Below are 23,309 nucleotides of genomic sequence, written 5' to 3'. Positions count from 1 at the left end.
AGCGTCTGGTGGCCTGCTGGCCGCCAGACGCTGCGAGGGGGGGGCGGTGTTACTTGATACGTTGACCTGGTTTTGCGCCGCTATCCGGGCTCAGCAGGTAGATTTCTTCCCCGCCAGGGCCGGCAGCCATCACCATGCCTTCGGACATGCCGAAGCGCATTTTGCGTGGCTTGAGGTTGGCAATCATCATGGTCAGACGACCTTCGAGTTCGGCCGGATTCGGGTACGCACTTTTGATCCCCGAGAACACGTTGCGTTGCTCGTCACCAATATCCAGCGTCAGGCGCAGCAGTTTGTCGGCGCCTTCAACGGCCTCTGCCTTGAGGATCAGCGCCACGCGCAAGTCCACTGCGGCGAAGGTATCAAACTCGATCTCTGCGGCCAGCGGTTCCTTGACCAGTTCGCCGTTGCCCTGCGGGGCAGCGCTACCGGTGTCGGTCTGGCTTGCAATCAAATCTTCTTTCGAGGCATCTGTCATGGCTTGAACCTTGACCGGATCGATGCGGGTCATCAGCGGCTTGAAGGCGTTTAGCTGATGATTGGCCAGCAACACGTTGTGATCGTTCCAGATCAAAGGCTCAACGTTCAGGAACGCCTCGGCATCGGCTGCGAGCACGGGCAATACCGGTTTGAGGAAGATGATCAGTTGGCGGAACAGGTTGATGCCCAGGGCACAGACAGCCTGAACTTCATCTTGCTTGCCTTCGACCTTGGCCATTGCCCAAGGTGCCTTGTCGGCAATCCAGGCGTTGGCGCGGTCAGCAAGCGCCATGATTTCACGCATGGCGCGCGCAAAGTCGCGGGCTTCATACGCTTCGGCAATGCTGGGTGCGGCGGCCAGGAACGCTTCGGTCAGTTCGGGTGCAGCATTGCCCTCGACCATTACCCCGGCGTTGCCCTTGTGAATGAAGCCTGCGCAACGGCTGGCAATGTTGACCACTTTGCCGACCAGGTCGGAGTTGACCTTCTGAACGAAGTCTTCCAGGTTCAGGTCCAGGTCATCGACGCCGCGGCCCAGTTTGGAGGCGTAGTAGTAACGCAGGTATTCCGGTGCCAGGTGGTCCAGATAGGTGCGGGCCTTGATAAAGGTGCCGCGGGATTTGGACATTTTCTGGCCGTTGACGGTCAGGTAACCGTGAACGTTGATGGCGGTTGGCTTGCGATAGCCTGCGCCTTCGAGCATTGCCGGCCAGAACAGGGCGTGGAAATTGACGATGTCCTTGCCGATGAAGTGGTACAGCTCGGCGGTGGAATCCTTGGCCCAGTACGCATCGAAATCCAGTTCAGGACGGCGTGCGCAGAGGTTCTTGAAGCTGGCCATGTAGCCGATTGGCGCATCCAGCCATACGTAGAAGTATTTGCCTGGGGCGTCCGGAATCTCGAAACCGAAGTACGGCGCATCGCGGGAGATATCCCACTGTTGCAGGCCGGCATCCAGCCATTCGGCGATCTTGTTGGCTACTGCATCTTGCAGGGCGCCGCTACGGGTCCAGCTTTTGAGCATGGCATCGAAGTCGGGCAGCTTGAAGAAAAAGTGTTCGGAGTCCTTGAGCACCGGAGTGGCGCCAGAGATTGCCGATTTCGGGTTTTTCAGATCGGTGGGTGCATAGGTTGCGCCGCACTTTTCGCAGTTGTCGCCGTACTGATCATCCGTGCCGCATTTAGGGCATGTGCCCTTGATGAAGCGATCGGCCAGGAACATTTTCTTTTCCGGGTCGAAGTACTGGGTGATCGAACGGGTAGCGATATGCCCGGCTTCGCGCAGCTTGATGTAGATCGCACTCGACAGCTCACGGTTTTCTTCGGCGTGGGTCGAATGGAAATTGTCGAAGTCAACGAGGAATTCGGCAAAGTCGGCGCTGTGTTCAGCCTGGACGTTGGCGATCAGTTGCTCGGGGGTGATGCCTTCTTTCTCGGCGCGCAACATGATGGCCGAGCCGTGGGCGTCGTCCGCGCAGACATAAGTGCATTGATTGCCGCGAAGTTTCTGGAAGCGCACCCACATATCGGTCTGGATGTACTCAAGCATATGGCCAAGGTGAATTGAACCATTGGCATAGGGCAGGGCGCTGGTGACGAGGATCTTGCGTGGCTCGGACATGGGGCTCGGCTACTTGATGAGACGGTGGTCGGCCACTATAAAGCGCCGAGCGATATATTTCACCCCGTGGCGGTGTATCTGATCGTTTACGCTGATTTTGACTGTTTCGAAAGCCTGCTTCCGTTGGTCTATTACAGGTACGATAGCGACCTGTTTTACTCAGTCTTTACGGGAGTTGCCCATGAGCGCAGTCAATCGCGCAGCGGTGGAGGCCGTCCTTCGCCAATACACCGACCCTTATTTGAATCAGGACCCGGTCAGTGCCGGATGCATTCGTACCATCGAGATTCAGGGCGAGCGCGTCAGTGTTCAGCTTGAGTTGGGCTATGCCGCTGGCTTGTTCAAGAGCGGTTGGGCGCAAGTGTTGCAAACGGCTATCGAGAATATGGATGGCGTTACCTCGGCCAAGGTCGATATCAGCTGTGTGATTTCGGCGCATAAGGCGCAGGCGCAAATCCCGGGTCTGGCCAATGTGAAGAACATTGTGGCAGTGGCCTCCGGTAAAGGCGGTGTGGGCAAATCTACGACCGCTGCCAATCTGGCTCTGGCGTTAGCGCGAGAAGGTGCGCGGGTGGGGATCCTGGATGCGGATATCTATGGTCCGAGCCAGGGAGTCATGTTCGGCATTGCCGAAGGTACTCGGCCAAAGATCCGTGATCAGAAGTGGTTTGTGCCCATTGAGGCTCACGGTGTTGAAGTGATGTCGATGGCTTTTTTGACTGACGACAACACGCCGATGGTCTGGCGCGGCCCGATGGTGTCGGGTGCGCTGTTGCAGCTGGTGACGCAAACGGCCTGGAATGATCTCGATTACCTGGTCATTGATATGCCGCCGGGTACCGGCGATATCCAGCTGACGCTGGCGCAAAAAGTCCCAGTGACCGGTTCGGTGATCGTGACTACCCCGCAGGACCTGGCTTTGCTGGATGCACGCAAGGGTGTCGAGATGTTCCGCAAGGTGAACATTCCGGTGCTGGGCGTGGTGGAGAACATGGCGGTCCACATTTGCTCGAACTGTGGTCATGCAGAGCATCTGTTTGGCGAGGGCGGTGGCGAGAAGCTGGCGACGCAATACGGCGTTGAGGTATTGGCCTCGTTGCCGCTGTCGATGGAAATTCGCGAGCAGGCCGATAACGGCAAGCCAACAGCGGTTGCAGATCCCAATAGCCCGATTGCGTTGATCTATCAGGAATTGGCTCGCCAGGTAGGGGCGCGGATTGTTCTGCATGAAGCGGCTTCGCAGGCCATGCCGACCATTACTACCACTGACGACTGAATTGTGACGCAATACCTGTAGTCGCTGACGAGGTACGAGGCTGCGATAAGGCCCGCAGGGCCTTCAAAAATGGGGGCCGATACGCAGCCCATCGCCGCCTCGTGCCTCGTCAGCGACTACAAAATCGTGCCCGGGTTTATTGCAGGCATAAAAAAACCCCGCTTTTAAGGGCGGGGTTTTTTACTGGATCAGTACAAGTTAGATAACTTGAACTTCCTCAGCTTGCATGCCTTTCTGACCGCGGGTAGCGATGAAAGAAACCTGTTGGCCTTCTTTCAGGCTTTTGAAGCCGTCGGATTGGATTGCTTTGAAGTGAACAAACAGGTCGTCACCGGATTGTGGAGTGATGAAGCCGAAGCCTTTTTCATCGTTGAACCACTTAACGGTACCAGTTTGGCGATTAGACATGGTGTAACTCCTTGGACAAAGATAACTGCGACGCAGGAAAAGCCCTGGCCGAGACTGAGTGCAAAGAGCAGGAAAAATTCTTGGAGATGGTTGGATCGAAATTCAACATATCGTGTAGAGATTCTCAGTGACACAAGCAGCACAGTGGCGCCACCTTAACGCTTTTTTCCGAACGTGCAAAGGGTCTTTGCGAAGGTTTCTCTAAAAACGTGACTGACGGTTGCCCTCACAGCCTGTATTCACGGCATCTACAGCTATTTTCGATATTTTTGCCCCAGACTTTTGAACCGGGCCCTAGGGGGCGGTAAGATGCCCGACAGAATTTTCTACCTCGCTATTCAGGACACCCGCCATGAGCATCAAACCAGACAAGTGGATTCGCCGCATGGCGCAAGAGCACGGCATGATCGAACCTTTCGTCGAGCGTCAGGTGCGTGAAGAAGGCGAGAACCGTCTGATTTCCTACGGCGTATCGAGCTACGGCTACGACGTTCGTTGTGCAAACGAATTCAAAGTGTTCACCAATATCAACTCGGCGACCGTTGATCCGAAGAACTTCGACGCGGGCAGCTTTGTTGATGTCACCAGCGACGTCTGCATCATTCCGCCCAACTCCTTCGCTCTGGCACGCACGGTTGAATACTTCCGTATCCCGCGCAACGTGCTGACCATCTGCCTGGGTAAAAGCACCTACGCTCGTTGCGGCATCATCGTTAACGTGACGCCGCTTGAGCCTGAGTGGGAAGGCCACGTAACGCTGGAGTTTTCGAACACCACGACATTGCCTGCCAAGATCTACGCCAACGAAGGCGTGGCACAAATGCTGTTCTTCGAGTCCGATGAAGAGTGCGAAGTGTCGTACAAGGACCGTGGCGGCAAATATCAGGGCCAGCGCGGCGTGACCTTGCCACGCACCTGACGAACAGAGGGAATTCTTGAGCGATAAAGCACTCTATTGAGTGTATTTCCGGTTACGCATCCAGCGAGCCGGATCATCGCTCAGGAGTGCCTCATGAAGATTGATCCGAGTATCCGCGCCCAACTGGCAAACCTTGAGCCTAATCAGGTAGGGGTGCTGGCGTGGTCTCTGCTTGCCTTCCCACAGTTGCATGCAGGTGGCATCCCCGGCCAGCCTGATCCCGATTCCCCGCAACCGATCGAACCCGAACCGGGCGTGCCAACGCTGCCTGACGAGCCACCGCCTGCCCCGATTGCGTGAATATTGACTTGCCCTGAACCGGTCGGCTCAAGGCGAAAGCAGATAGCCGCTGCGGTAAGTGTCGCGGCCCGCCACGTGGGCTATCACCATACCTGCAGTGGCCATTCGCCGAAGTGAACGGGCGTAGAGCAACCCCGGGTGGGTGCAGTAGACCGGTGTGAGCCGGTCGCTGATCGGGTCAATGATTTCGGCAATCAACTGCCCAGCGCTCAGGTAGTCGCCTGGCTTGGCACTGAATACCAGCAAGCCGCCCACAGGTGTCGCCACGGGCTCCACGCCGCCCAAGGGGGTTGCGGGGTAGAGCAGGGGCGGCAAAGGCCCGGCTTCGCCGTCAATCGCGCCAAAATCGATCATGTAGTCAATCAGTGCCTGACAGTCGTGCTCTGCATGCTCGTGGCTGACGTCACCCAGGCCGCGCAATTCCAGGGTCACGGAGATGCTGCCCTGCGGAATCGCGAAGCAGTGCTCGAAGCGCTTCTGTAGCTGCCACCACAGCAGGGTGAAGCACTCGTCGAACGACAGTCCGCCGGAGTCTGTCGCCAGCAAGCTGGCTTGAGCGCCGAGATAACGGGCCAGCGGTTCGAACTGCAACCAGGCCTCTGGCGTGGTGTAAAGGTGGGGCACCGCCTCATAGTCACAGTGCAGATCCAGCACCACATCGGCATCGCAGGCCAGGGTCTGCAGAATCAGGCGTTGCGAGTGCAATTGCGTTGTTGGCACCTGGGCCGCCAGCGACTTGCGCAAGTGACAACGAATCAACTGCAGGTTATGTGCAGGGTCATTGGTTAACTGACCTTCAAGCTCGTCACCGATTTGCTCACTGAGATCGAGGAAGTTGCGGTTGAAGTTCTGCCCGCTTTGCAGCTCGTAACGGCCCAGCGGGATATCCATCAGCACTTGGTCCAGACCGGCCGGATTGGCCATCGGTACCAGCACGATTTCACTGCGCAATCGTCCTGCTGCTTCCAGTTCAGCCAGGCGCTGCTTGAGGTGCCACGCAACCAGCATGCCGGGCAGTTCATCAGCATGCAGCGAGGCCTGGATATAGATCTTGCCCCGAGGGTGGGCGGGGCCGTAATGAAAACTGTGGATATGCCGTTCAGTGCCCGGAACAGGTGCCAGCAATGGGTGAATTTGATGTCGCTGCATGGTGACGTCCTTGTAGACCGGGTGAGAAGGTCAGGCAGTAGCGTTGTGTCCCGTCAGTTCAATCCAAGCACATTCCAGCTGGCCTACAGATTATTTTTGCGCCTGTGCCATCAAGCATAAGCCCTCTCCAGCTGTGTGCAGGAGAGGGCCGCTTCGCAGCAATTACTTGCCCGGAACCAGGGTAAGGCGGGTTTTACCGTAGGTTTTTTCGAAGTTCTGCGGTTGCATGGGGAAGCCGAGGTACTGGCCCTTTAGCCACGGGTCTATGCCGTCCGTGTAGTGCGCACTGGCCGGGTTACTGGATTGGCCCGTACTGTTTTGCCCCATCATCGGTTCGATTTGCCCGAAGTCGACGATCATGCGCATGGCAGGGATCAGCGTAACGTCGAAATTTGATCCGGCGACGCTGTAAGCCGCGGTGTTGAGCGTGGTGTGATCGCCCCCTGCCATGACCGGCCCGCGAACCGTCTGGCCACTGGCATTGCGCCACTGATATTGATGCAGCTTGCCCCACTGCCATGCCCTGCGATCGCTGCCCATCAGGCTGTCACCGGCGTTGATGGCGCCCACCAGGGTGCGGGCCAGAATGGCCGGCTTGTCTTCTTTTGGCGGGGTCCGAATATCGTCCCAGAAGGGGCTGTCTTCACGGCCCAGCAAGTGGTCTGCCACCGCCGAGTAGGACAGGTTGCTGTTGGCAATGAATGCCTTCCAGCTGGCGCTGCTCTCTGGCCCCAATTCATCAAGGAAGAGCTGGCGGGTACTTTCCTGCAAAAACAGTTCATACAGCGCCGCATCGGCCGAGGTCGGGCTGAGTTTGCCGTCAAAGGCCATCAGTCGGCCGAGGGCTTCGCGGGCCTTGGCCTGATCGGTCGCGGGCAACCCTGCGATCGCCTGCTTGAGTGGCAGCGCCATCCCGGGGGCGGTCAGCATGGTCTTCAGCTTGGCCGCGAACAGCGTGGTTTGGTCGTATTGCATCGCGATCATGCTGCGAGCGTCCTGTTTGCCGCTGCCTGCCAGTTGCGCAAGGCGCTCACTGCGTTCAGGTGACAGCCACGAGTTGGACAGTTGCATGCCGTAGCCATAGGCGGCAGTTCGCTGGTTGGCCGTACCCAGCCAGCCCTGGGCCGGGTCCTGGTCGTAGGGGTGCAGCATCGGGTCGGCGTAACCCTCCCAGTCGTAGCGGCTGTCCCAGCCCGGTGACGGGAACAGGCCAAGGCCCTCGCGTCGGTTCGGATAGAGACCGGTCACCTGCCAGCCAATGTGACTGGCGTCGGCGTACAACAAATTCAGGGCCACAGCGCGTATTTCGCGGCTGGCATCCGAGGCTTTTTCGCTGTTCTGGGCGCGGGACAGGTCAAAGAACGCATCCAGGGTTTTGTCACCCTTCAAGTCCGGGGTTTGCAGGGCAAGGCCAAGGCTGCTGTTCAGCGCATTGGGTGTGCCTACCGCGCTGTTGAGCAGCGGCCCGTGGCGGGTTTCGTAAATGACCTCGCGTACCGGGCGCTGGCCTTTGACGAAAAACGTTTCGTTGCGCACCGTCGCCGGCAGCCATTTGCCGTCAGCAAGGTAGTACAGGCTGCTGCCTTGGCGTTTGAGCTTCTCCAGGAACACGTCCTGGTTATCCCCCATCGCCATGCTCATGCCCCATGCCACTTTGCCATTGAAACCGGCAAACAGCGTCGGCAAACCCGCGATGGTTGCGCCCGCAGCCTGATATTTCGGAGCGCGAATCTGTACGTAGCTCCACGCCGAAGGGACGCCGATGGGCTGGTGAATATCGTTGGCCAGCAGGCTTTTGCCGCTGCGGCTGCGTTGCGGGCCAATCGCCCAGCTACTCGACGCCGTGACGCCGGGCAGGCTCAGTTGGGTGATCTGCTCCAGAGTCTGGGTCAAGGGGCTCAAACCTTGCAGTTGGCTACCCAGGGCAAGGCCTTTGAGCTTGTCTGCTTCGCTGGTGGGCAGGGCTTCGTTGGGGTAGGTCGGCATCAGCCACGGGAGTTTGTCCGTGCCGACTTTTTGTGCAAGCGCCAGGGAGTTGAGTTCTTCTTGCAGATTGGTCGACATCCCGAAGTTCAGCAGGCTGAAAATCAGCGCCGAGTCTTCGGGTTTCCAGTACTCGACTTTATAGCTGGCGTGCGCCAGATCGGCCGGGAGCTTGTCGCGATAGCGGAACAGATAGGCGTTGACCCCGCGGGCATACACCTCGAAAAACTGCTTAAGGCGCGGGGATGCACTCTTATAGAGTTCGTCAGCGTTCTTTTTCAGATTGATGGTGCGCATCAGCCGGTCGGTTTCCAGGGCGTCGGCACCGTTCAGCTCGGCCAGTCGACCCTGTGCCAGCAAGCGCAGGCGCACCATCTGGCTGATACGGTCACCGGCGTGCACATAACCCAGGGTGAACAGGGCGTCATGAAAGCTGCTGCTTTCGATCAGCGGCATGCCCTGGCTGTTGCGACGAACCGACACATTCTGCGCCAGCCCTTTGAGCGGCTGCATGCCAGAGGTAGGTACCAGGCTTTGAGTGGTCTGATTGTTAATCTGGCAACCTGTCAAGCCCAGCAGGCTGACCACTGCCGCGGCAACGCCGAACCGGGGTAGAAAATGAGTAAGGGCTGGCGAGGCCATGGCAAAGCTCCTGCGGGGGGATGTGTCATCGAAAGCCGCTACGTTAGTGAGGCCGATGACACCGTGCAAGCGCTATCTGTAGCCGTTTCCGCAGGCTGCGATAAGGCCCGCAGGGCCTTCAAATTCATAGAGCCGCTGCGCGGTCCGTTGCAGCCTGCGCCAGCGGCTATGCAAAGCCTGATCGGGTTACTTGGGCGGGTTGATTTTATCCACCAGCGCGTAGGCCCGTTCAGTGGCCGGGCGTGCCTTGATGCGCTGGAACCACACCTTCAGGGCAGGGAAATCGTCCAGGTTCTGGCCTTGCCACTCATGGGGCACGATCCACGGGTAAATCGCCATGTCGGCAATGCTGTACTCGGCCCCGGCCACAAAGTCCCGACCCTCCAGTTGTTTGTTCAAGACACCGTACAGGCGGGCCGTTTCATCGGTGTAGCGCTTCATCGCGTACGGGATTTTTTCCGGTGCGAAACGATTGAAGTGATGATTTTGCCCGGCCATGGGTCCCAGGCCGCCCATTTGCCAGAAAAGCCATTGCAGGGCCATCTGCCGACCGCGCAGATCCTTGGGCAAAAATTGCCCGGTTTTTTCCGCGAGGTACAACAAGATAGCGCCGGACTCGAACAGCGACAGCGGTTCGCCGCCGTCGGCCGGAGCCTGGTCGACAATGGCAGGGATGCGATTGTTTGGGGCGATCTTCAGGAAGTCCGGAGCGAACTGTTCATTTTTACCGATGTTGATCGGGTGAACCTTGTAGGGCAGGCCAGCTTCTTCAAGAAACAACGAGACTTTGTGGCCGTTGGGCGTGGTCCAGTAATAAAGATCGATCATGAAGGGCTCCAAAAGGAAATAATCACGCAGCAAGCAATGGCCGTCAGAGGTGGCCGTTGGCTGTGGGTTGTCAGTTTTACTCCCAAAAGAGCGTCGGATGAAAGCCGGTGATGGATTCTTGATCTGAATTTTCATTGCGCAAAAACACAAACGCCGCACATGCCCAAGGCAGGTGCGGCGTTTGCAGAGCGCCCCGTGGGATCAGGCGCCGTGGCACTTCTTGAATTTTTTGCTGCTGCCGCACGGGCAAGGGTCGTTGCGGCCAACGTCTTTCAGTTCGTTGCGCACAGGCTCTTGAGGTGCATGGCCGCAATGCGGGCCATGTACATGACCATTGTCGTGGTCATGGGTGTGGCCATGATCATGATCGTGGTTGCAGTCGGGGCCATGAACGTGGGGTTGTTGGGTCATTGCTCAATCACTCTGGAATAAAATCACCGGGGATTATCTCGCCTTTACGCGTCACGTGCACGTCGTAACCGTAGAACAGGCCGGTTTCAAGTGTGCCCTCAAACCGGTAGGGGATGGGCCGGTCGGGTGTTTCGAGCAATTTGACCAGGGGACGCACCTGTGGCCAGAGGTTGGTGCGAACCGGGATCGTGAATTCTGCCTGGCTGTTGGGTTCCACGCTGAACCAGTGTTCTCGTTCACCTTCAGTGAGTTTTATCGTGCCCAGGTACACGGTATAGCTCAGGCCCCGCACGGTGAGTGTGGAGTCATTGGGGTTATCGATCATGAAATGCAGCTTGAAGCGTTGTTCCAGTAATTTGGCCTGAACCAGTTCAACCCTGACCAGGCGTACGTCCGGGTCCTTGTCTGCGGAGTCAAACCAGGAGACGCATCCCGACAGCATCAGGACCATCGCCAGGGCAGTTGCTTTTATTATTCGAGCCCGAGCATCCATTCCTTACCCCTCAAAGTGCCAGAATCCGGTCAGCCTATTGACTGAAAAAGCCGGCACAGCATTTTTTGAATTTAAGGCCGCTGGTGCATGGGCATGCATCGTTGCGCCCAACCTTCAGCGGTACCGTGGGGTCGATGAAATACCAGCGGCCACAGCTTTGTACAAATGACGAGCGCTCGCGGTGGCTGTGCTCACCGTTGGCGTCATGCCAGCGTGCAGTAAAGGTCACAAATGCATGTTCAGGCTGACCGCCGAACACTTCGCTGACTTCGACCGTCAGGCCCAGCCAGGTACTTTGCGCGCTCCAGTCGGCAATGGACAGCCGATCGAGCCCGGTCTGCTGCACGGGCAAGGTGGTCGCGACCAGATAGTCGATCAGTCCCAGCACATAGGCGCTGTAACGCGAGCGCATCAGTGTTTCGGCGCTTGGGGCCGGATGACCGTCATGATAGTGCCCGCAGCAGGCGTCCAGAAGGTTGCCGCTGCCACAGGGGCAAATGGATGTACTCATCGGGTTACCACCAATACTTGCCAAAATTTTCCGGGTTGGCCCAAAACCTGGCGTTGAGCCAGTCGGGTACTTGTTTGTACTCGCGCAGATCGTAAGTGAAAAGAGTCAGTACCTGCTCGTCACGCTGAAAGCGCTCATTACTTTGCAGGGCGAGTGCGAAAAAATCGGTTTCTTTCCAGTCGCAAGCCGTCAGGTCCGCCAGCACTGCGATGCGGCTGGCATTGAGGTTGCGAATCCCTCCCAACAGCTCCAGACCTGTGCGTTTGGGCAGGTGTTCCAGGCAATCGAGCACCAGGGCGAGGTCAAAGCGCTGTGCGCCAAGGTCCTGGGGCAGTGGGCCGGGCGCTGCGTGAGCGACCAGTGCCTGAGGGTGCGCAGCCTGAAAAGCGGCCAGTGCCGGGAAGCTGCTGGCGCCGACCACGAGCAAGCGTTGCGGCGCATAACGATCAAGCAGTGCTGCCAGCGCTTGCTGGGGCGTGCGTGTAGAAATACCGAGCGTCATCGAAAGTCCTCACTTAGAGCGTCCAAGACTAGCCTGCGCGAGCCTTGCGGCCTAGGGGTGCTGTCACGATGCTGGCGCATACCCCAACCGAGGTCTTTACTTTGCGGTGCATCGGCCAGACGCCGACCCTCAGGAGTGATCCCCTTATGAGCCTCATCAGAACAGCGTTACCTTTGGTTGTTCTCACCAGTGTTTTAACGGGCTGTGCCGGGTTGCAAAAAACCGATTGGCCCACCTGTGCCGCCGTCGGGGGTGTGGGCGGGGCGGCGTTGGGCGCGATAAACAGTTCAGCCTGGGCCGGGGGCGGTGCCCTGTTCGGCGCGGGCATGGCTGCCGCTTATTGCTGGGTTCACGGCGATGGCGATGCGGATGGCGATGGTGTACTGGATAGTCGCGACAAGTGCCCTGACACACCCAAGGGCGTGAAAGTCGATGACGTGGGCTGTCCGATTGTGGCCGTGGTTGTGGTGCAGGAAGTGGTCGTGGTCAAGGAAGAAGCGATTGTGGTGCGTGATGTGAATTTCGAATTCAACTCCGCCAAACTGACCGCGTCCGACAAGGACAAGCTCAATGTGATTGCTGCCCGCCTGAAAAAAGACGCAGCCAATGCGCAGCTCAAGGTCACCGGCTACACCGACAGCGTGGGTAATGAGGCATACAACCTCAAGCTGTCCAAACAGCGTGCGCAGTCAGTGGTCGAGTACTTGATCGAAAGCGGCGTGCCGCGCAGTCAGTTTGTCTCTGTGGCAGGTGCCGGCGAGGCGAACCCGATTGCCAGTAACCAGACCCCTGAAGGTCGGGCCCAAAACAGACGTACCGAGATCCTGATCGTTCGCTGAGCAGGCACCGGGTACTGAGGTTCGCCGCAGGTTTGATCACCAGGGTCAATTCTGCGGCGAAACTTTTTGTAAAGGTATCTGGCGCCGTGCTCCTGCAAGCCGTTACTGTGCGTCCAAAGAAAATCTGAAGGCGGATGTATGAAGATGCTTTGGGGGCTGGGTAAGGCATTGACGCTGGTGTTTTGGGGCGTGGTACTGATCAACCTGTACGATCCCTTGATCTACCCGTTCGATGTGTTGATTAACGCTGCTGGCAGTCTGTTGCTGCTGACCCACGCGCTTGAAATGCTGCTGTTCAAAGCCCGTCTGCAAGACCGGCCCCATCCCTGGCGTGATCGCCTGCTGATTATTGTGCTTGGAATTTTCCACGCCTACACCCTTGCTGAGCGAGAGCCCCGTCATGCGTAAGTTATGTTTGCTGGCTGCCCTGTGCAGCCCTTTTGCCCACGCTGACGTGGTACTGGTTGAAGCCAACTCGCTGATGCGCCTGCCCGCCAACGCCAGCGTGTTGCACCTGGAAAAACTCGACGTTGCAGATTACGGCACGTTATTGATTCCGGCCGGTGTCACTCAGGTCAACATCGACCAACTGCATTTGGGCCGCGAGGCGCGCATCACCCTCGTGCCGGCCGAACGCGGCATAGAGCTGCGGGTGGTCCGTGCCGAACTGGGCGAAGGCAGCCAGATCAATGCCCGCGGTGCCGCGGGCACCTTCGAAAAACCGGCACGGCCAGCACGGGACCTGAGCCTGCGCATCGAGTCACTGCAAGCGCCGCAACTGTCCATCGACGCCCGTGGTGGTACGGGGGCGCCGGGTTTTGTCGGGCTGGATGGCGGCAACGGTGAAAATCCGGGTTGTACCTGGGGTTCGGCGGGCTCAGGTGCCAATGGCGACAACGGTGGCAATGGCCAGCCGGGTGCAGCAGGGGGGCAGGTGCGGGTCGAACTGCCTCGTGACTACCCTGGCGAGCAGATCAACGTGCGGGTAGACGGTGGTGCGGGTGGCAAGCCCGGGGAAGCCGGACGCCCGGGCTCAGGCGGTAAATCCAAGGGTTGCATCGTGTACCGCACGGACGGCGGCAAATCGGGCCGTCCCGGTCTGGCCGGGCAGCCGGGTGAAGCGGGTACAGCGGGCGCGGTGACTCTTCAGCGGCTGTAATCCAGGCAAATTGTGGGAGCAAGCCTGCTCCCACACACATCGAAGTTAACCGTCAGACTCAGAAACCCGGCCGTGCCGCTGCAATGGCCACCAGTGCCAGGCCCACAAGCAGGTTGCACCCCACCAGTCGCCGGATCCGGCCCATCACCGCTGCGCCTTCTGCCCACGCCTGGGTCTCTACGGCCTTGCGCAATTCAGGCAATTGCAGCGACTGGATCCGGATAAACAGCGCCACCATCACGATGTACAGCCCCATCATGATCTGTACGTAGCGCGGAGCCGTTTCAAAACCGTTGAAGCGCATCTGCAGCAGGCCGACACCGCTGATCGGCAAAATCACCACCGCGACCCATACCCAGACAAAAAAACGTTGAAACACTTCAACCCACAGTTTTAACCGCGCAGGGCCTTCCAGGGCTGCGATTGCCGCCGGGCGCAGGATCATCCAGGCGAAAAACATGCCGCCCACCCAGATCAGGGCGGCCAATACATGCAGGCTGTAGGCGAGGGCAAAGGCGGTCATTGGGGTACTCCGTTCGGCGCGGGATGAATTAGCGGGGTATGATAGCGGCCATTCGAACCACTGAAAATTTATCCAGCGTTTCTTGCGCCCGAAGAATCATGATTAGTACCGAACTCAAAACCCAGATCCAGGGCGCTTATTCGCGTTTTCTCGAATCCAAAAGCCTTAAGCCCCGTTACGGCCAGCGTTTGATGATCGCTGAAGTGGCCAAGGTGCTGGGTGATATCGACACCGACGAAGAGAACCACCGCAGTGGCGATCCGGCTGTGGTCGCTGTAGAAGCGGGCACCGGCACCGGTAAAACCGTGGCCTATTGCCTGGCGGCCATTCCAGTGGCCAAGGCGGCAGGCAAGCGACTGGTAGTCGCCACCGCCACCGTCGCGCTGCAAGAGCAGATCGTCTACAAGGACCTGCCGGACCTGATGCGCAACAGCGGGCTGAATTTTACCTTCGCGCTGGCCAAGGGGCGTGGCCGCTACATGTGTCTGTCCAAACTCGACATGCTGCTGCAAGAGGGCCACGCGCAAACCGCGACGGCGCAGCTGTTCGAAGAAGAAGGCTTCAAGATCGAAGTCGATGAGGCCAGCCAGAAGCTGTTCACCAGCATGATTGAAAAACTGGCCGGCAATAAATGGGACGGCGACCGCGACAGCTGGCCCCAGGCGCTGGAAGACCAGGACTGGGCACGCCTGACCACCGATCACAGTCAATGCACCAACCGTCATTGCCCCAACTTCGGACAGTGTGCCTTTTACAAGGCCCGCGAAGGCATGAGCAAGGTGGACGTCATTGTCACCAACCACGACATGGTCCTGGCTGACCTCGCCCTGGGCGGCGGCGCTGTATTGCCTGACCCCCGAGACACGGTCTACGTGTTCGACGAAGGTCATCACCTGCCAGACAAGGCTATTGGCCATTTCGCCCATTACACCCGTTTGCGTTCAACGGCCGACTGGCTGGAGCAAACCGCCAAAAACCTCACCAAACTGCTTGCCCAGCACCCATTGCCGGGCGACCTGGGCCGTTTGCTGGAGCAAGTGCCGGAGCTGGCCAAAGAGATCAAGGCCCAGCAACAGTTCATGTTCGCGGCGTGTGAGCAAATTGCAGACTTTAAAGTGGGTGAAGAGCCAGAGGGTCGCGAGCGTCCCCGCCACCGCTTTATCGGCGGGTTGATTCCCGATCACATGCGTGAAATGGGTATCGAACTGAAAAAAGGCTTCTCGCGCCTGACGGATCTGTTCACCCGCCTGACCGAAATCCTCAAGGACGGCATGGACGGTGAGGTCAATATCGGCATCACCAGCAACCAGGCTGAAGAGTGGTATCCGCTGTTTGGCAGCTTGCTGTCCCGTGCCCAGGGCAACTGGGAATTGTGGACTGCCTTTACCGTCGAAGACCCTGAAGACAACCCGCCAATGGCGCGCTGGCTGACCCTGGCTGAAAGCGGTTCGCTGTTTGATATCGAGGTCAATGCCAGCCCCATCCTTGCCGCTGAAATGCTGCGTCGCAACCTGTGGAACGTGGCTTATGGCGTCCTGGTGACATCGGCCACCCTGACCGCACTGGGCACGTTCGACCGTTTCCGCATGCGCGCAGGCCTGCCGAAAGCCGCCGTTACCGCCGTGGTGCCAAGCCCCTTCCATCACGCGGATGCGGGCGTATTGCGGGTGCCGGACCTTAAAGCCGATCCGCGTGACGCGACGGCCCACACGGCGGCGATCATTCGTGAGCTGCCGGCACTGGTCGAAGGTTCGCGGGGCACCCTGGTGCTGTTTTCATCGCGCAAGCAAATGCAGGACGTGTTCGACGGCCTGGAGCGGGACTGGCGCAAGCAAGTGTTTATCCAGGGCAACCTGTCCAAGCAGGAAACCCTCAATAAACACAAGGCCCGGGTCGACGGTGGAGATTCCAGCGTATTGTTTGGCCTGGCCAGCTTTGCCGAGGGTGTGGACTTGCCCGGCGCCTATTGCGAGCACGTGGTCATCGCCAAAATCCCGTTCTCCGTGCCCGATGATCCCGTCGAGGCGGCGCTGGCGGAGTGGATCGAGGCCCGTGGCGGTAATCCCTTCATGGAGATCTCGGTGCCCGACGCTTCGCTGAAGCTGGTGCAGGCTTGCGGGCGGCTGCTGCGAACCGAACAGGATCGCGGCACGATCACTTTGCTGGACCGGCGACTGGTCACCCAGCGCTACGGCAAAGCCATCCTTAATGCATTGCCGCCTTTCAGGCGCGAAATTTCTTAAGTGCGAGTCGGCGTTATTGCCGACTTTGCTGTCTATGCTTTGACCTTCACCACCTCACAGGCCCGTTTTCGGCCGTTTGGGAGAGCCAGATCCATATGATTCGCCGTTCGCTGTCTGCTGTTTTTGCGTTGCTGGTTACGACCCCGCTGTTGGCGGCGCCTGCCGGTCAACAAACCCTGTTCAATTTCGTTCGCCCGGCAGATGTGGTGCAAGTGGCGACTACGGATGCGAGCTTGCCGCAATACAATGCGGAGCAAACGGCGGAAGGCGAAGTGCTGCGCCGCGTGATCTTCAACCCGGCCGCCGCGCCGAGCCTGCGGTTGACCCCGCAAACCGGAGTATGGGACTGGTCCCAGTCGGGGATGATGACCCTGCGCATCCAGAATGCGATGAACTGGGCGCTGACCCTGGACGTGACCGTGCAGAGCAGTAACGGCCAAACCCTGACCAGCCGTGTCGCACTGCCAGCAGGCCCGGCGCAGACTCTGCTGTTGCCATTGAAGGCCAATTCGCCTCGCAGCCAGGGCATGCGAGCCGGCCCGCCAATGCCGATGACAGTCGATGGCCAGCGCATCTTGCTGGCCGCCAGCACGGGTGACATCGATCTGAGCCAAGTGGTCTCGGTGAGCCTGTCGATCCCGCAACCGGCTGCTGCGCAAAGCATTCTGCTGGAGCGCTTCGGGGTGCAGGACGGTGAGGGCGTGATCAAAGCTGTTTATGGCTCGATCGTCGATGGCTACGGCCAGTCGACCCGTGCCAAATGGCCGGAGCGTGTGGCTAACGACGAGCAGCTCAAGGCGGCGGCAGCCAAGGAACAGCAACAACTCAAGGGCTGGCTGGCCGGACGTGCTGACCAGGATAAATATGGCGGCTGGCTCAAGGGACCAGGGTTTGAGGCGACCGGTTTTTTCCGCACCGAAAAACGTAACGGACGCTGGAACCTGATCACCCCCGAAGGTCATCCCTTTTACTCCTTGGGCCTGAACGCCGTGACGGCCAACGACAGTCAGACCTACGTCGCAGGCCGTGAGTGGATGTTCACCGACTTGCCCAAGGACGGCGCTGCGCTGGCCAGCTATTACGGTACCGCGGACAACAACAGCGGCAATGCGTCCACTCAGGGCAGGGGCTTCAACGCAGGTCGCTGGTACAACTTCTACGGTGCCAACCTGCAACGGATTTACGGCGAACCTTGCCCGTTGGCAAAAACCGAGCTAAAAACCGAGCCGGGCAGCGCCCCCGCCATTCCTTGTGCGCCTGAGGCCTTCGATGCCAAGCGCTGGCAAACCCATACCCTGGATCGACTGCAAGCCTGGGGGTTCAACACCATCGGCAACTGGAGCGACCCGCAGTTGGGCCTCAATGATCGCGTGCCGTATACCTTGCCGCTGTCGATTGTGGGTGACTACACCAGCATCAGTACCGGCGCCGACTGGTGGGGCGGCATGCCCGACCCGTTCGACCCGCGCTTTGCAATGGCCACCGAGCGCGCCGTGGCCATTGCTGCCCGTGACCATCGTGACGACCCGTGGTTGATCGGCTATTTCGCCGACAACGAACTGGCGTGGGCAGGCCCGGGTGATGATCCGAAATCCCGTTATGCGTTAGCCCTCGGCACGCTGCGCATGACCACCGACGCACCGGCCAAGCGCGCATTCCTCAAGCAATTGCGGGACAAGTACCGCAACCAGCAGGGCCTGTCCAAGGCCTGGGGTGTGGATATTCCGGCGTGGGAGCTCATGGAAGACCCGGGCTTCGAGGCGCCTTTGCCTAACGCCGAACACCCGGAAATCGAAGCCGATTACCAGTATTTCCAGAAAGTCTTCGCCGACACCTACTTCAAGACCATTGCTGACTCGCTGAAATGGCATGCCCCCAATCACTTGCTGCTGGGCGGGCGTTTCGCCGTCAGCACGCCAGAGGCCGTGGCATCCTGCGCCAAGTACTGCGATGTGCTGAGTTTCAACCTCTACACCCTGCAACCGCAGGACGGTTATGATTTTGCCAAGCTGCGCGAACTGGACAAACCGGTGATGATCACCGAGTTCAACTTTGGCTCCCGTGACCGCGGCCCGTTCTGGGGCGGTGTCACCGAAGTGGCCAACGAAGAGGCTCGCGGTCCGGCCTACAGCAAGTTCCTCAAACAGGCCGTGGCCGAGCCATCGATTGTCGGTGTGCACTGGTTCCAGTACCTGGACCAGCCGGTAACCGGTCGCCTGCTGGATGGCGAGAACGGTCACTTCGGCATGATCGGTATCACCGATTTGCCGTTTACCGGATTTGTCGACAGCGTACGCAAGTCCAACCTGCAAGCCCTCGACCAGTTGGGCCAGGAAGCGGCCAAAGCCCGGGCCGAGGAAGAAAAAGCCGCCAAGGCCCCCGTGCATGCAACCGACGACGGCAGCGGCGGACGCTCTGGCACAGGGCATGCGGGCGGTCATTCCGGCAAAGGTCACTGAGAGGTCAAACCCGATGGGCGGCGAAGTATTTCATCGCCCTGAAGGGTTTCTGCCTGTTCAATTCCCACTTTAAAACTAAGGTCCTTCACTCAACTGAATGGAGTCTTGGTCATGGAAGCTAAAGGGAAGTGTGCAAGTGGATTTGAGGCCGTTCAGCAAGCCTTCGAGGCGATCTTTGACGATCCGCAGGAACGTGGGGCAGGACTCTGTGTGCAGGTCGGTGGCGAGACGGTTGTCGATCTGTGGGCGGGTGTGGCGGACTTGGAGGGGCACAAACCCTGGCGTCACGACACGCTGGTCAACACCTATTGCGGCATCAAGCCTTTCACCGCCATCGCGGCGCTGATGCTGGTCGAGGAGGGCAAGCTGGAGCTGGATCAGACGGTTGCCCACTATTGGCCGGAATTTTCCCAGGGCGGTAAAGGGCGCATCACATTGCGCCAGGTGCTGTGTCATACCTCCGGCATCCCCGCGCTGCGTTTGCCTAACCGCACGCCCATCATGTACGACTGGGATGCCATGGCCGAGGTCGTGGCAGCGGAGCCGCTGTGGTGGCAGCCCGGGACCGATGTAGGCTACGGCGCCACCACGTATGGCTGGATCGTTGGCGAATTGATACGCCGGGCCGATGGGCGAGACCCCTGCAGGTTTATTCGTGAACGGATTTCTGAGCTCAATGCTTTGGAAGTGCATATGGGCGTTGATTCGGAGCACTTTCATCGCATTGCTGCTTTTGAACGCGCTGAAGGGAGAACGGGCGATAACTACGCGCAAGACCTGCGCACCGTGATGGTCAGCGAGCCCGAGCATGTCGCGACCCTTGCCTTTACTAACCCCTCCAATGCGTCGAGGCAAACGTCGGACCCCCGCTGGTGGGCTTATCGCCATCCCGGTGTGAATGGCCACGGCACCGCTCATGGCCTGGCCGGGTTTTACAGTGCGTTGATGGGCGGGCGGCTGGTGGGGCCTGAACTGCTTGAAGAGTTCACCCGCGAGCACAGTAACGATATAGACCGAACCCTGCTGCGGCCCATGCGCTATGGCCTGGGCTGCATGATGGAACAACTGGCCGATCCGGGAGCGTCACATCGCATGGGGCCAAAGGCTTTCGGCCATGTGGGGCTGGGTGGGCCGATATCCTTTGCCGACCCTGAGCGGGATGTAAGCTTTGGTTTCGTGACCACCACCATGGGCAGTCATGTGCTGATGGACCCGCGCGTGCAAAAACTGGCGCCTTTGGTCTACGCGGCACTTTAGGCCGGGTTGACGATGTGTAGCCTCTGCCTTCTGCAGTGGCTACAAGCGTTCTATTTCACAAAAAATCCACTTTGGCGCTGATACTTTCAGCGCCGATTCAATAACGCCCAAAAATTGTGCGTCCAGAGCGCGTTGCTCTGTTTCAAAATCCTACCGGTGCTGGAACAATGCACGCCTTGTAGAGCCATGCAGATCCAGGAGGTGCGGGTGCAGATTCAGGGTTTTCACGACCTTAAGTTCGAAGCAGTACGCGAGGCGTTTGCTGATCTTTTCAATGATCCGCAAGAGCGCGGTGCGGCACTGTGCATCCAGATCGGTGGCGAAACGGTACTTGACGTGTGGGCCGGTACGGCTGACAAGGACGCAGAGCAACCGTGGCACACAGACACCATTGCCAATCTGTTTTCGTGCACCAAAACCTTTACGGCTGTCACCGCGCTGCAACTGGTGGAAGAGGGCAAGCTGGAACTTGATGTGCCCGTTGCCCGTTACTGGCCTGAGTTTGCGGCAGCGGGTAAAGAATCCATCACGTTGCGCCAGCTACTGAGCCATCGGGCCGGTTTGCCGGCGTTGCGTGAATTGATGCCGCCAACGGCATTGTATGAATGGCAGACCATGGTCGATGCGCTGGCCGCTGAAGCGCCCTGGTGGACGCCAGGCGAAGGCCACGGCTATGCCGCGATCACCTATGGCTGGCTGGTGGGCGAGTTGATTCGCCGTGCCGACGGCCGCAGTGCGGGCCAGTCGATCATGGCGCGAACGGCCAGGCCGCTTGGGCTGGACTTTCATGTCGGGCTGGCGGATGAAGAGTTTTACCGGGTGGCCCATATCGCCCGCAGCAAGGGGACGATGGGGGATGCGGCGGCGCAGCGTCTGCTGAAGGCGATGATGAACGAGCCCACCTCCATGAGCACACGGGCATTCACCAATCCGCCGTCGATCATGACCAGTACCAATAAGCCCGAATGGCGTCGGATGGAACAGCCTGCGGCCAATGGGCACGGTAACGCCCGCAGCCTGGCCGGGTTCTACAGTGGCTTGCTCGATGGCAGCCTGCTTGAAGCCGAAATGTTCGAGCAACTGACCCGCGAGCACAGCCTGGGCGAGGATAAAACCTTGCGCACCCAGACCCGTCTTGGATTGGGTTGCATGCTGGATCAGCCGAGCGTGCCTAACGCGACCTTCGGTTTAGGGCCCAAAGCCTTTGGCCATCCAGGTGCTGGCGGGTCGATTGGCTTTGCCGACCCGGATTGTGAAGTGGCCTTTGGTTTTGTGACCAACACCCTGGGGCCTTATGTTTTGATGGACCCAAGGGCTCAAAAGCTGGTCAAAGCCCTGGCGACGTGTATCTAGTCGGGTATTTGTAGGCCGTAGGTCGGAACCCTGTAGCTTTTATGAGTGCAACGTTTTTTTATGTAGGCTTATTGCCTCTTTATTCCTAATTCATTGTGTGGATATTCAATGTCATCTAATAAGACCCTAGCTCTGGCTCTCTGCCTGGCCATTACCGGTTGCGCACAAACTCCACAGAATGACGCCGAAGGTGGCCATAAGTGGTGGCAGTTGGGCTCATCCGATCAGGCGTCGACGCCTGCCGATAAAGGCACCAGTGCTGCGGCCAAACCGGCAGACGCCAAAGTGACGCCGCCCGTAGCCAAAACTGCAGCTCCCGCTGCCAAGGCTTCGACGCCAGCACCGGCTGCCAAAACACCCGCTCCAGCTGCCGCTGCCGTTGCCAAAGACAGTGGCTCCAGCTGGTGGCCATTCGGTTCTGACTCCGCCAAGAAAGACGCCCCGGTTGAAAAGGAAAAAGTGGCAGCCGTTGTCGCACCTGCTGGCGCGTCAACCTCTACCAAAAATTGGTGGTGGCCGTTCGGTGGCGATGACAAAGCGTCCAAAACTGCCCCGGTTGGCGTGATCCCGATGCCAGACCCGAAAATCACTCAAGCCTGGCTGGATGAATACGAGCCGCGCCTGCGTGTCGCGATCAAGGACACCAACCTGCAACTGGAACGCCGCGAAAACCTGCTGATCATCGTGGCTTCGGCTGACAGCTCGTTCAAGGCGACCCGTCCTGACTTGCTGATGCCGTCGATGCTGGGCCCGTTCACTCGCGTGGCCAAAGTCGTTGAAGGCGATCCAAAAACTGCCGTGTTGGTGTTGGGACATGCGGACTCTGCAGGCGCTATGGCCGCCAATACCCGTTTGAGCCTGGATCGCGCCAAGTCAGTGGCCGCCATCTTCCGCATGAGCGGTTTGCAAGGTAACCGCCTGACTTTGCGTGGCATGGGTTCTGTGATGCCGCGCGCAGCCAACGACAGTAATGAAGGTCGTGCGTTGAACCGTCGGGTTGAAATCCTGATGACGCCGCAAGCCACGATGGTCGCGCTGGTCAGCAAATACAGCCAGCCAGCTTTGTCGCCCGCTGAACTGGTTGCTGTGCAGCCTGCAGTTCCACCTTCTGTAGCCAAGAAGAACGCAGCGGCACCGGCCAAGAAAGGCGTTGTAGCCAAGAAGGCGGCACCGGCCAAAAAAGCAGTGAAGCCAGCGCCAGCCAAGAAGCCGGTCGTGGCTAAAGCCAAAGCGGCTGCGGACAAGAAAGTTGCCGCCAACGATCAGACCAAGAACTGATTGATTCAGGGAAGGATTGCGGCATGACTCAAGCATTGGCAGATATGCGACGTGATTACACCCGTGACGGGCTGGCCGAGGCTCAAGCCCCGGCCGAGCCCTTCGCGCTGTTTCATCAGTGGTTCAACGACGCGGTCAAAACTGAACAGCCACCGGTCGAGGCGAATGCCATGACCCTGGCCACCGTCGATGCCGAGGGGCGTCCGCATTGCCGTGTGCTTTTGCTCAAAGGTCTGGATGAACAGGGGTTTACCTTTTTCACCAATTACACCAGCGCCAAAGGCCAGCAACTCGCTGAGCGTCCGTTCGCGGCCATGACTTTTTTCTGGCCAACCCTGGAGCGTCAGGTGCGCATCGAGGGGCAAGTGGTCAAGGTCACGCCCCAAGAGTCCGATGCCTATTATCAGGTTCGACCTATAGGCAGCCGGATCGGAGCCTGGGCTTCGCCGCAAAGCCAGGTGATTGCGGATCGTGACGAGCTGGTCGGTTTGCTCAAGGCCACCGAGGCGCGGTTCAGCGACACCGAGCCCCATTGCCCCGAGCACTGGGGCGGCTACCGGTTGTTGCCCCAGCGCATTGAATTCTGGCAGGGGCGGCCAAGCCGTCTGCATGATCGCCTTAACTATCGGCGTGAAGGGACTGAGTGGACTCGAGAGCGCCTGGCGCCTTAACGAC

General features: G+C 59.0%; 22 protein-coding genes. 12 read left to right on the top strand and 10 right to left on the bottom strand.

Going from position 1 to position 23,309, the window contains the following annotated elements:
* Positions 1-49 precede the first annotated feature (49 nt).
* The gene (gene metG / locus KO536_RS01150) at positions 50-2,101 is read right to left on the bottom strand and encodes a methionine--tRNA ligase (RefSeq protein WP_133075879.1); all 2,052 of its coding nucleotides are present in this window, start codon (positions 2,099-2,101) and stop codon (positions 50-52) included.
* Between the two features lie 181 nt (positions 2,102-2,282).
* Between metG and apbC the strand changes: the two genes are divergently transcribed.
* The gene (gene apbC / locus KO536_RS01145) at positions 2,283-3,377 is read left to right on the top strand and encodes an iron-sulfur cluster carrier protein ApbC (protein WP_133075878.1); all 1,095 of its coding nucleotides are present in this window, start codon (positions 2,283-2,285) and stop codon (positions 3,375-3,377) included.
* Positions 3,378-3,575: 198 nt separating this feature from the next.
* On the opposite strand, the gene KO536_RS01140 is transcribed toward apbC, so the two are convergent.
* Positions 3,576-3,785: a cold-shock protein gene (locus KO536_RS01140; RefSeq protein ID WP_002554837.1), complete on the bottom strand. Its 210-nt coding sequence runs from the start codon at positions 3,783-3,785 to the stop codon at positions 3,576-3,578.
* A gap of 352 nt (positions 3,786-4,137) precedes the next feature.
* Between KO536_RS01140 and dcd the strand changes: the two genes are divergently transcribed.
* On the top strand, positions 4,138-4,704 hold the full coding sequence (gene dcd / locus KO536_RS01135; protein WP_016779707.1) for a dCTP deaminase: 567 nt from the start codon (positions 4,138-4,140) through the stop codon (positions 4,702-4,704).
* Between the two features lie 93 nt (positions 4,705-4,797).
* Positions 4,798-5,004: a hypothetical protein gene (locus KO536_RS01130; protein WP_133075877.1), complete on the top strand. Its 207-nt coding sequence runs from the start codon at positions 4,798-4,800 to the stop codon at positions 5,002-5,004.
* A gap of 27 nt (positions 5,005-5,031) precedes the next feature.
* Here KO536_RS01130 and KO536_RS01125 read toward each other — a convergent pair whose 3' ends face one another.
* The 7 genes from KO536_RS01125 to KO536_RS01095 form a co-directional block, all read right to left on the bottom strand.
* Positions 5,032-6,153: a succinylglutamate desuccinylase/aspartoacylase family protein gene (locus tag KO536_RS01125; protein ID WP_219260804.1), complete on the bottom strand. Its 1,122-nt coding sequence runs from the start codon at positions 6,151-6,153 to the stop codon at positions 5,032-5,034.
* 162 nt (positions 6,154-6,315) lie between these two features.
* Positions 6,316-8,778: a penicillin acylase family protein gene (locus KO536_RS01120; RefSeq protein WP_219260803.1), complete on the bottom strand. Its 2,463-nt coding sequence runs from the start codon at positions 8,776-8,778 to the stop codon at positions 6,316-6,318.
* 186 nt (positions 8,779-8,964) lie between these two features.
* Positions 8,965-9,606, bottom strand: coding sequence for a glutathione binding-like protein (locus KO536_RS01115; protein WP_133075874.1), 642 nt, complete (start codon positions 9,604-9,606; stop codon positions 8,965-8,967).
* A 201-nt stretch (positions 9,607-9,807) separates the two neighbouring features.
* Entirely contained in the window at positions 9,808-10,017 is a 210-nt protein-coding gene (locus KO536_RS01110) for an SEC-C metal-binding domain-containing protein (protein ID WP_019823514.1), read from the bottom strand.
* Between the two features lie 7 nt (positions 10,018-10,024).
* Positions 10,025-10,510 (bottom strand): LEA type 2 family protein, encoded by a 486-nt coding sequence (locus KO536_RS01105; protein WP_219260802.1) that lies wholly within the window; start codon positions 10,508-10,510, stop codon positions 10,025-10,027.
* Between the two features lie 34 nt (positions 10,511-10,544).
* Positions 10,545-11,021 carry a YchJ family protein gene (locus KO536_RS01100; protein WP_219260801.1) on the bottom strand — a complete coding sequence of 159 codons (477 nt, stop codon included), beginning with the start codon at positions 11,019-11,021 and terminating at the stop codon, positions 10,545-10,547.
* Between the two features lie 4 nt (positions 11,022-11,025).
* Positions 11,026-11,523 carry a DUF6231 family protein gene (locus KO536_RS01095; RefSeq protein ID WP_133075871.1) on the bottom strand — a complete coding sequence of 166 codons (498 nt, stop codon included), beginning with the start codon at positions 11,521-11,523 and terminating at the stop codon, positions 11,026-11,028.
* Between the two features lie 146 nt (positions 11,524-11,669).
* Here KO536_RS01095 and KO536_RS01090 point away from each other — a divergent pair, with 146 nt between their 5' ends.
* From KO536_RS01090 to KO536_RS01080, 3 genes are all read left to right on the top strand, one after another.
* A complete protein-coding gene (locus KO536_RS01090; protein ID WP_133075870.1) occupies positions 11,670-12,362 on the top strand; it encodes an OmpA family protein in 693 nt (230 codons plus the stop codon).
* 138 nt (positions 12,363-12,500) lie between these two features.
* Positions 12,501-12,770: a DUF1145 domain-containing protein gene (locus tag KO536_RS01085; RefSeq protein ID WP_133075869.1), complete on the top strand. Its 270-nt coding sequence runs from the start codon at positions 12,501-12,503 to the stop codon at positions 12,768-12,770.
* On the top strand, positions 12,763-13,521 hold the full coding sequence (locus KO536_RS01080; protein ID WP_133075868.1) for a collagen-like protein: 759 nt from the start codon (positions 12,763-12,765) through the stop codon (positions 13,519-13,521). The genes KO536_RS01085 and KO536_RS01080 overlap by 8 nt, the downstream gene beginning before the upstream one ends.
* A 58-nt stretch (positions 13,522-13,579) precedes the next feature.
* On the opposite strand, the gene KO536_RS01075 is transcribed toward KO536_RS01080, so the two are convergent.
* Positions 13,580-14,044 carry a CopD family protein gene (locus tag KO536_RS01075; protein WP_133075867.1) on the bottom strand — a complete coding sequence of 155 codons (465 nt, stop codon included), beginning with the start codon at positions 14,042-14,044 and terminating at the stop codon, positions 13,580-13,582.
* A 98-nt stretch (positions 14,045-14,142) separates the two neighbouring features.
* Here KO536_RS01075 and dinG point away from each other — a divergent pair, with 98 nt between their 5' ends.
* The 6 genes from dinG (at position 14,143) to pdxH (ending at position 23,305) form a co-directional block, all read left to right on the top strand.
* Positions 14,143-16,287 (top strand): ATP-dependent DNA helicase DinG, encoded by a 2,145-nt coding sequence (dinG, locus tag KO536_RS01070; RefSeq protein WP_133075866.1) that lies wholly within the window; start codon positions 14,143-14,145, stop codon positions 16,285-16,287.
* Positions 16,288-16,382: 95 nt separating this feature from the next.
* Entirely contained in the window at positions 16,383-18,746 is a 2,364-nt protein-coding gene (locus tag KO536_RS01065; RefSeq protein WP_219260800.1) for a beta-galactosidase, read from the top strand.
* 111 nt (positions 18,747-18,857) lie between these two features.
* Positions 18,858-20,003, top strand: coding sequence for a serine hydrolase domain-containing protein (locus KO536_RS01060; protein WP_219260798.1), 1,146 nt, complete (start codon positions 18,858-18,860; stop codon positions 20,001-20,003).
* A 207-nt stretch (positions 20,004-20,210) separates the two neighbouring features.
* Entirely contained in the window at positions 20,211-21,356 is a 1,146-nt protein-coding gene (locus KO536_RS01055) for a serine hydrolase domain-containing protein (protein WP_219260993.1), read from the top strand.
* Between the two features lie 108 nt (positions 21,357-21,464).
* Positions 21,465-22,634 carry an OmpA family protein gene (locus KO536_RS01050; protein WP_133075863.1) on the top strand — a complete coding sequence of 390 codons (1,170 nt, stop codon included), beginning with the start codon at positions 21,465-21,467 and terminating at the stop codon, positions 22,632-22,634.
* A gap of 23 nt (positions 22,635-22,657) precedes the next feature.
* Complete coding sequence (gene pdxH / locus KO536_RS01045; protein ID WP_219260796.1) at positions 22,658-23,305, top strand: pyridoxamine 5'-phosphate oxidase; 648 nt, start codon at positions 22,658-22,660, stop codon at positions 23,303-23,305.
* Positions 23,306-23,309: the final 4 nt, after the last annotated feature.

This window comes from Pseudomonas sp. NKUCC02_KPG, from assembly GCF_019345465.1.
Classification (GTDB): domain Bacteria; phylum Pseudomonadota; class Gammaproteobacteria; order Pseudomonadales; family Pseudomonadaceae; genus Aquipseudomonas.
The sequence above is the reverse complement of the archived record's forward strand: the minus strand, read 5'-3'. Positions and strand labels throughout refer to the sequence as shown.

Bases quoted from the DNA above. Each gene is read 5' to 3' on its own strand.
- metG (WP_133075879.1), bottom strand. From the start codon at position 2,101: ATGTCCGAGCCACGCAAGATCCTCGTCACCAGCGCCCTGCCCTATGCC.
- apbC (WP_133075878.1), top strand. From the start codon at position 2,283: ATGAGCGCAGTCAATCGCGCAGCGGTGGAGGCCGTCCTTCGCCAATAC.
- KO536_RS01140 (WP_002554837.1), bottom strand. From the start codon at position 3,785: ATGTCTAATCGCCAAACTGGTACCGTTAAGTGGTTCAACGATGAAAAA.
- dcd (WP_016779707.1), top strand. From the start codon at position 4,138: ATGAGCATCAAACCAGACAAGTGGATTCGCCGCATGGCGCAAGAGCAC.
- KO536_RS01130 (WP_133075877.1), top strand. From the start codon at position 4,798: ATGAAGATTGATCCGAGTATCCGCGCCCAACTGGCAAACCTTGAGCCT.
- KO536_RS01125 (WP_219260804.1), bottom strand. From the start codon at position 6,153: ATGCAGCGACATCAAATTCACCCATTGCTGGCACCTGTTCCGGGCACT.
- KO536_RS01120 (WP_219260803.1), bottom strand. From the start codon at position 8,778: ATGGCCTCGCCAGCCCTTACTCATTTTCTACCCCGGTTCGGCGTTGCC.
- KO536_RS01115 (WP_133075874.1), bottom strand. From the start codon at position 9,606: ATGATCGATCTTTATTACTGGACCACGCCCAACGGCCACAAAGTCTCG.
- KO536_RS01110 (WP_019823514.1), bottom strand. From the start codon at position 10,017: ATGACCCAACAACCCCACGTTCATGGCCCCGACTGCAACCACGATCAT.
- KO536_RS01105 (WP_219260802.1), bottom strand. From the start codon at position 10,510: ATGGATGCTCGGGCTCGAATAATAAAAGCAACTGCCCTGGCGATGGTC.
- KO536_RS01100 (WP_219260801.1), bottom strand. From the start codon at position 11,021: ATGAGTACATCCATTTGCCCCTGTGGCAGCGGCAACCTTCTGGACGCC.
- KO536_RS01095 (WP_133075871.1), bottom strand. From the start codon at position 11,523: ATGACGCTCGGTATTTCTACACGCACGCCCCAGCAAGCGCTGGCAGCA.
- KO536_RS01090 (WP_133075870.1), top strand. From the start codon at position 11,670: ATGAGCCTCATCAGAACAGCGTTACCTTTGGTTGTTCTCACCAGTGTT.
- KO536_RS01085 (WP_133075869.1), top strand. From the start codon at position 12,501: ATGAAGATGCTTTGGGGGCTGGGTAAGGCATTGACGCTGGTGTTTTGG.
- KO536_RS01080 (WP_133075868.1), top strand. From the start codon at position 12,763: ATGCGTAAGTTATGTTTGCTGGCTGCCCTGTGCAGCCCTTTTGCCCAC.
- KO536_RS01075 (WP_133075867.1), bottom strand. From the start codon at position 14,044: ATGACCGCCTTTGCCCTCGCCTACAGCCTGCATGTATTGGCCGCCCTG.
- dinG (WP_133075866.1), top strand. From the start codon at position 14,143: ATGATTAGTACCGAACTCAAAACCCAGATCCAGGGCGCTTATTCGCGT.
- KO536_RS01065 (WP_219260800.1), top strand. From the start codon at position 16,383: ATGATTCGCCGTTCGCTGTCTGCTGTTTTTGCGTTGCTGGTTACGACC.
- KO536_RS01060 (WP_219260798.1), top strand. From the start codon at position 18,858: ATGGAAGCTAAAGGGAAGTGTGCAAGTGGATTTGAGGCCGTTCAGCAA.
- KO536_RS01050 (WP_133075863.1), top strand. From the start codon at position 21,465: ATGTCATCTAATAAGACCCTAGCTCTGGCTCTCTGCCTGGCCATTACC.
- pdxH (WP_219260796.1), top strand. From the start codon at position 22,658: ATGACTCAAGCATTGGCAGATATGCGACGTGATTACACCCGTGACGGG.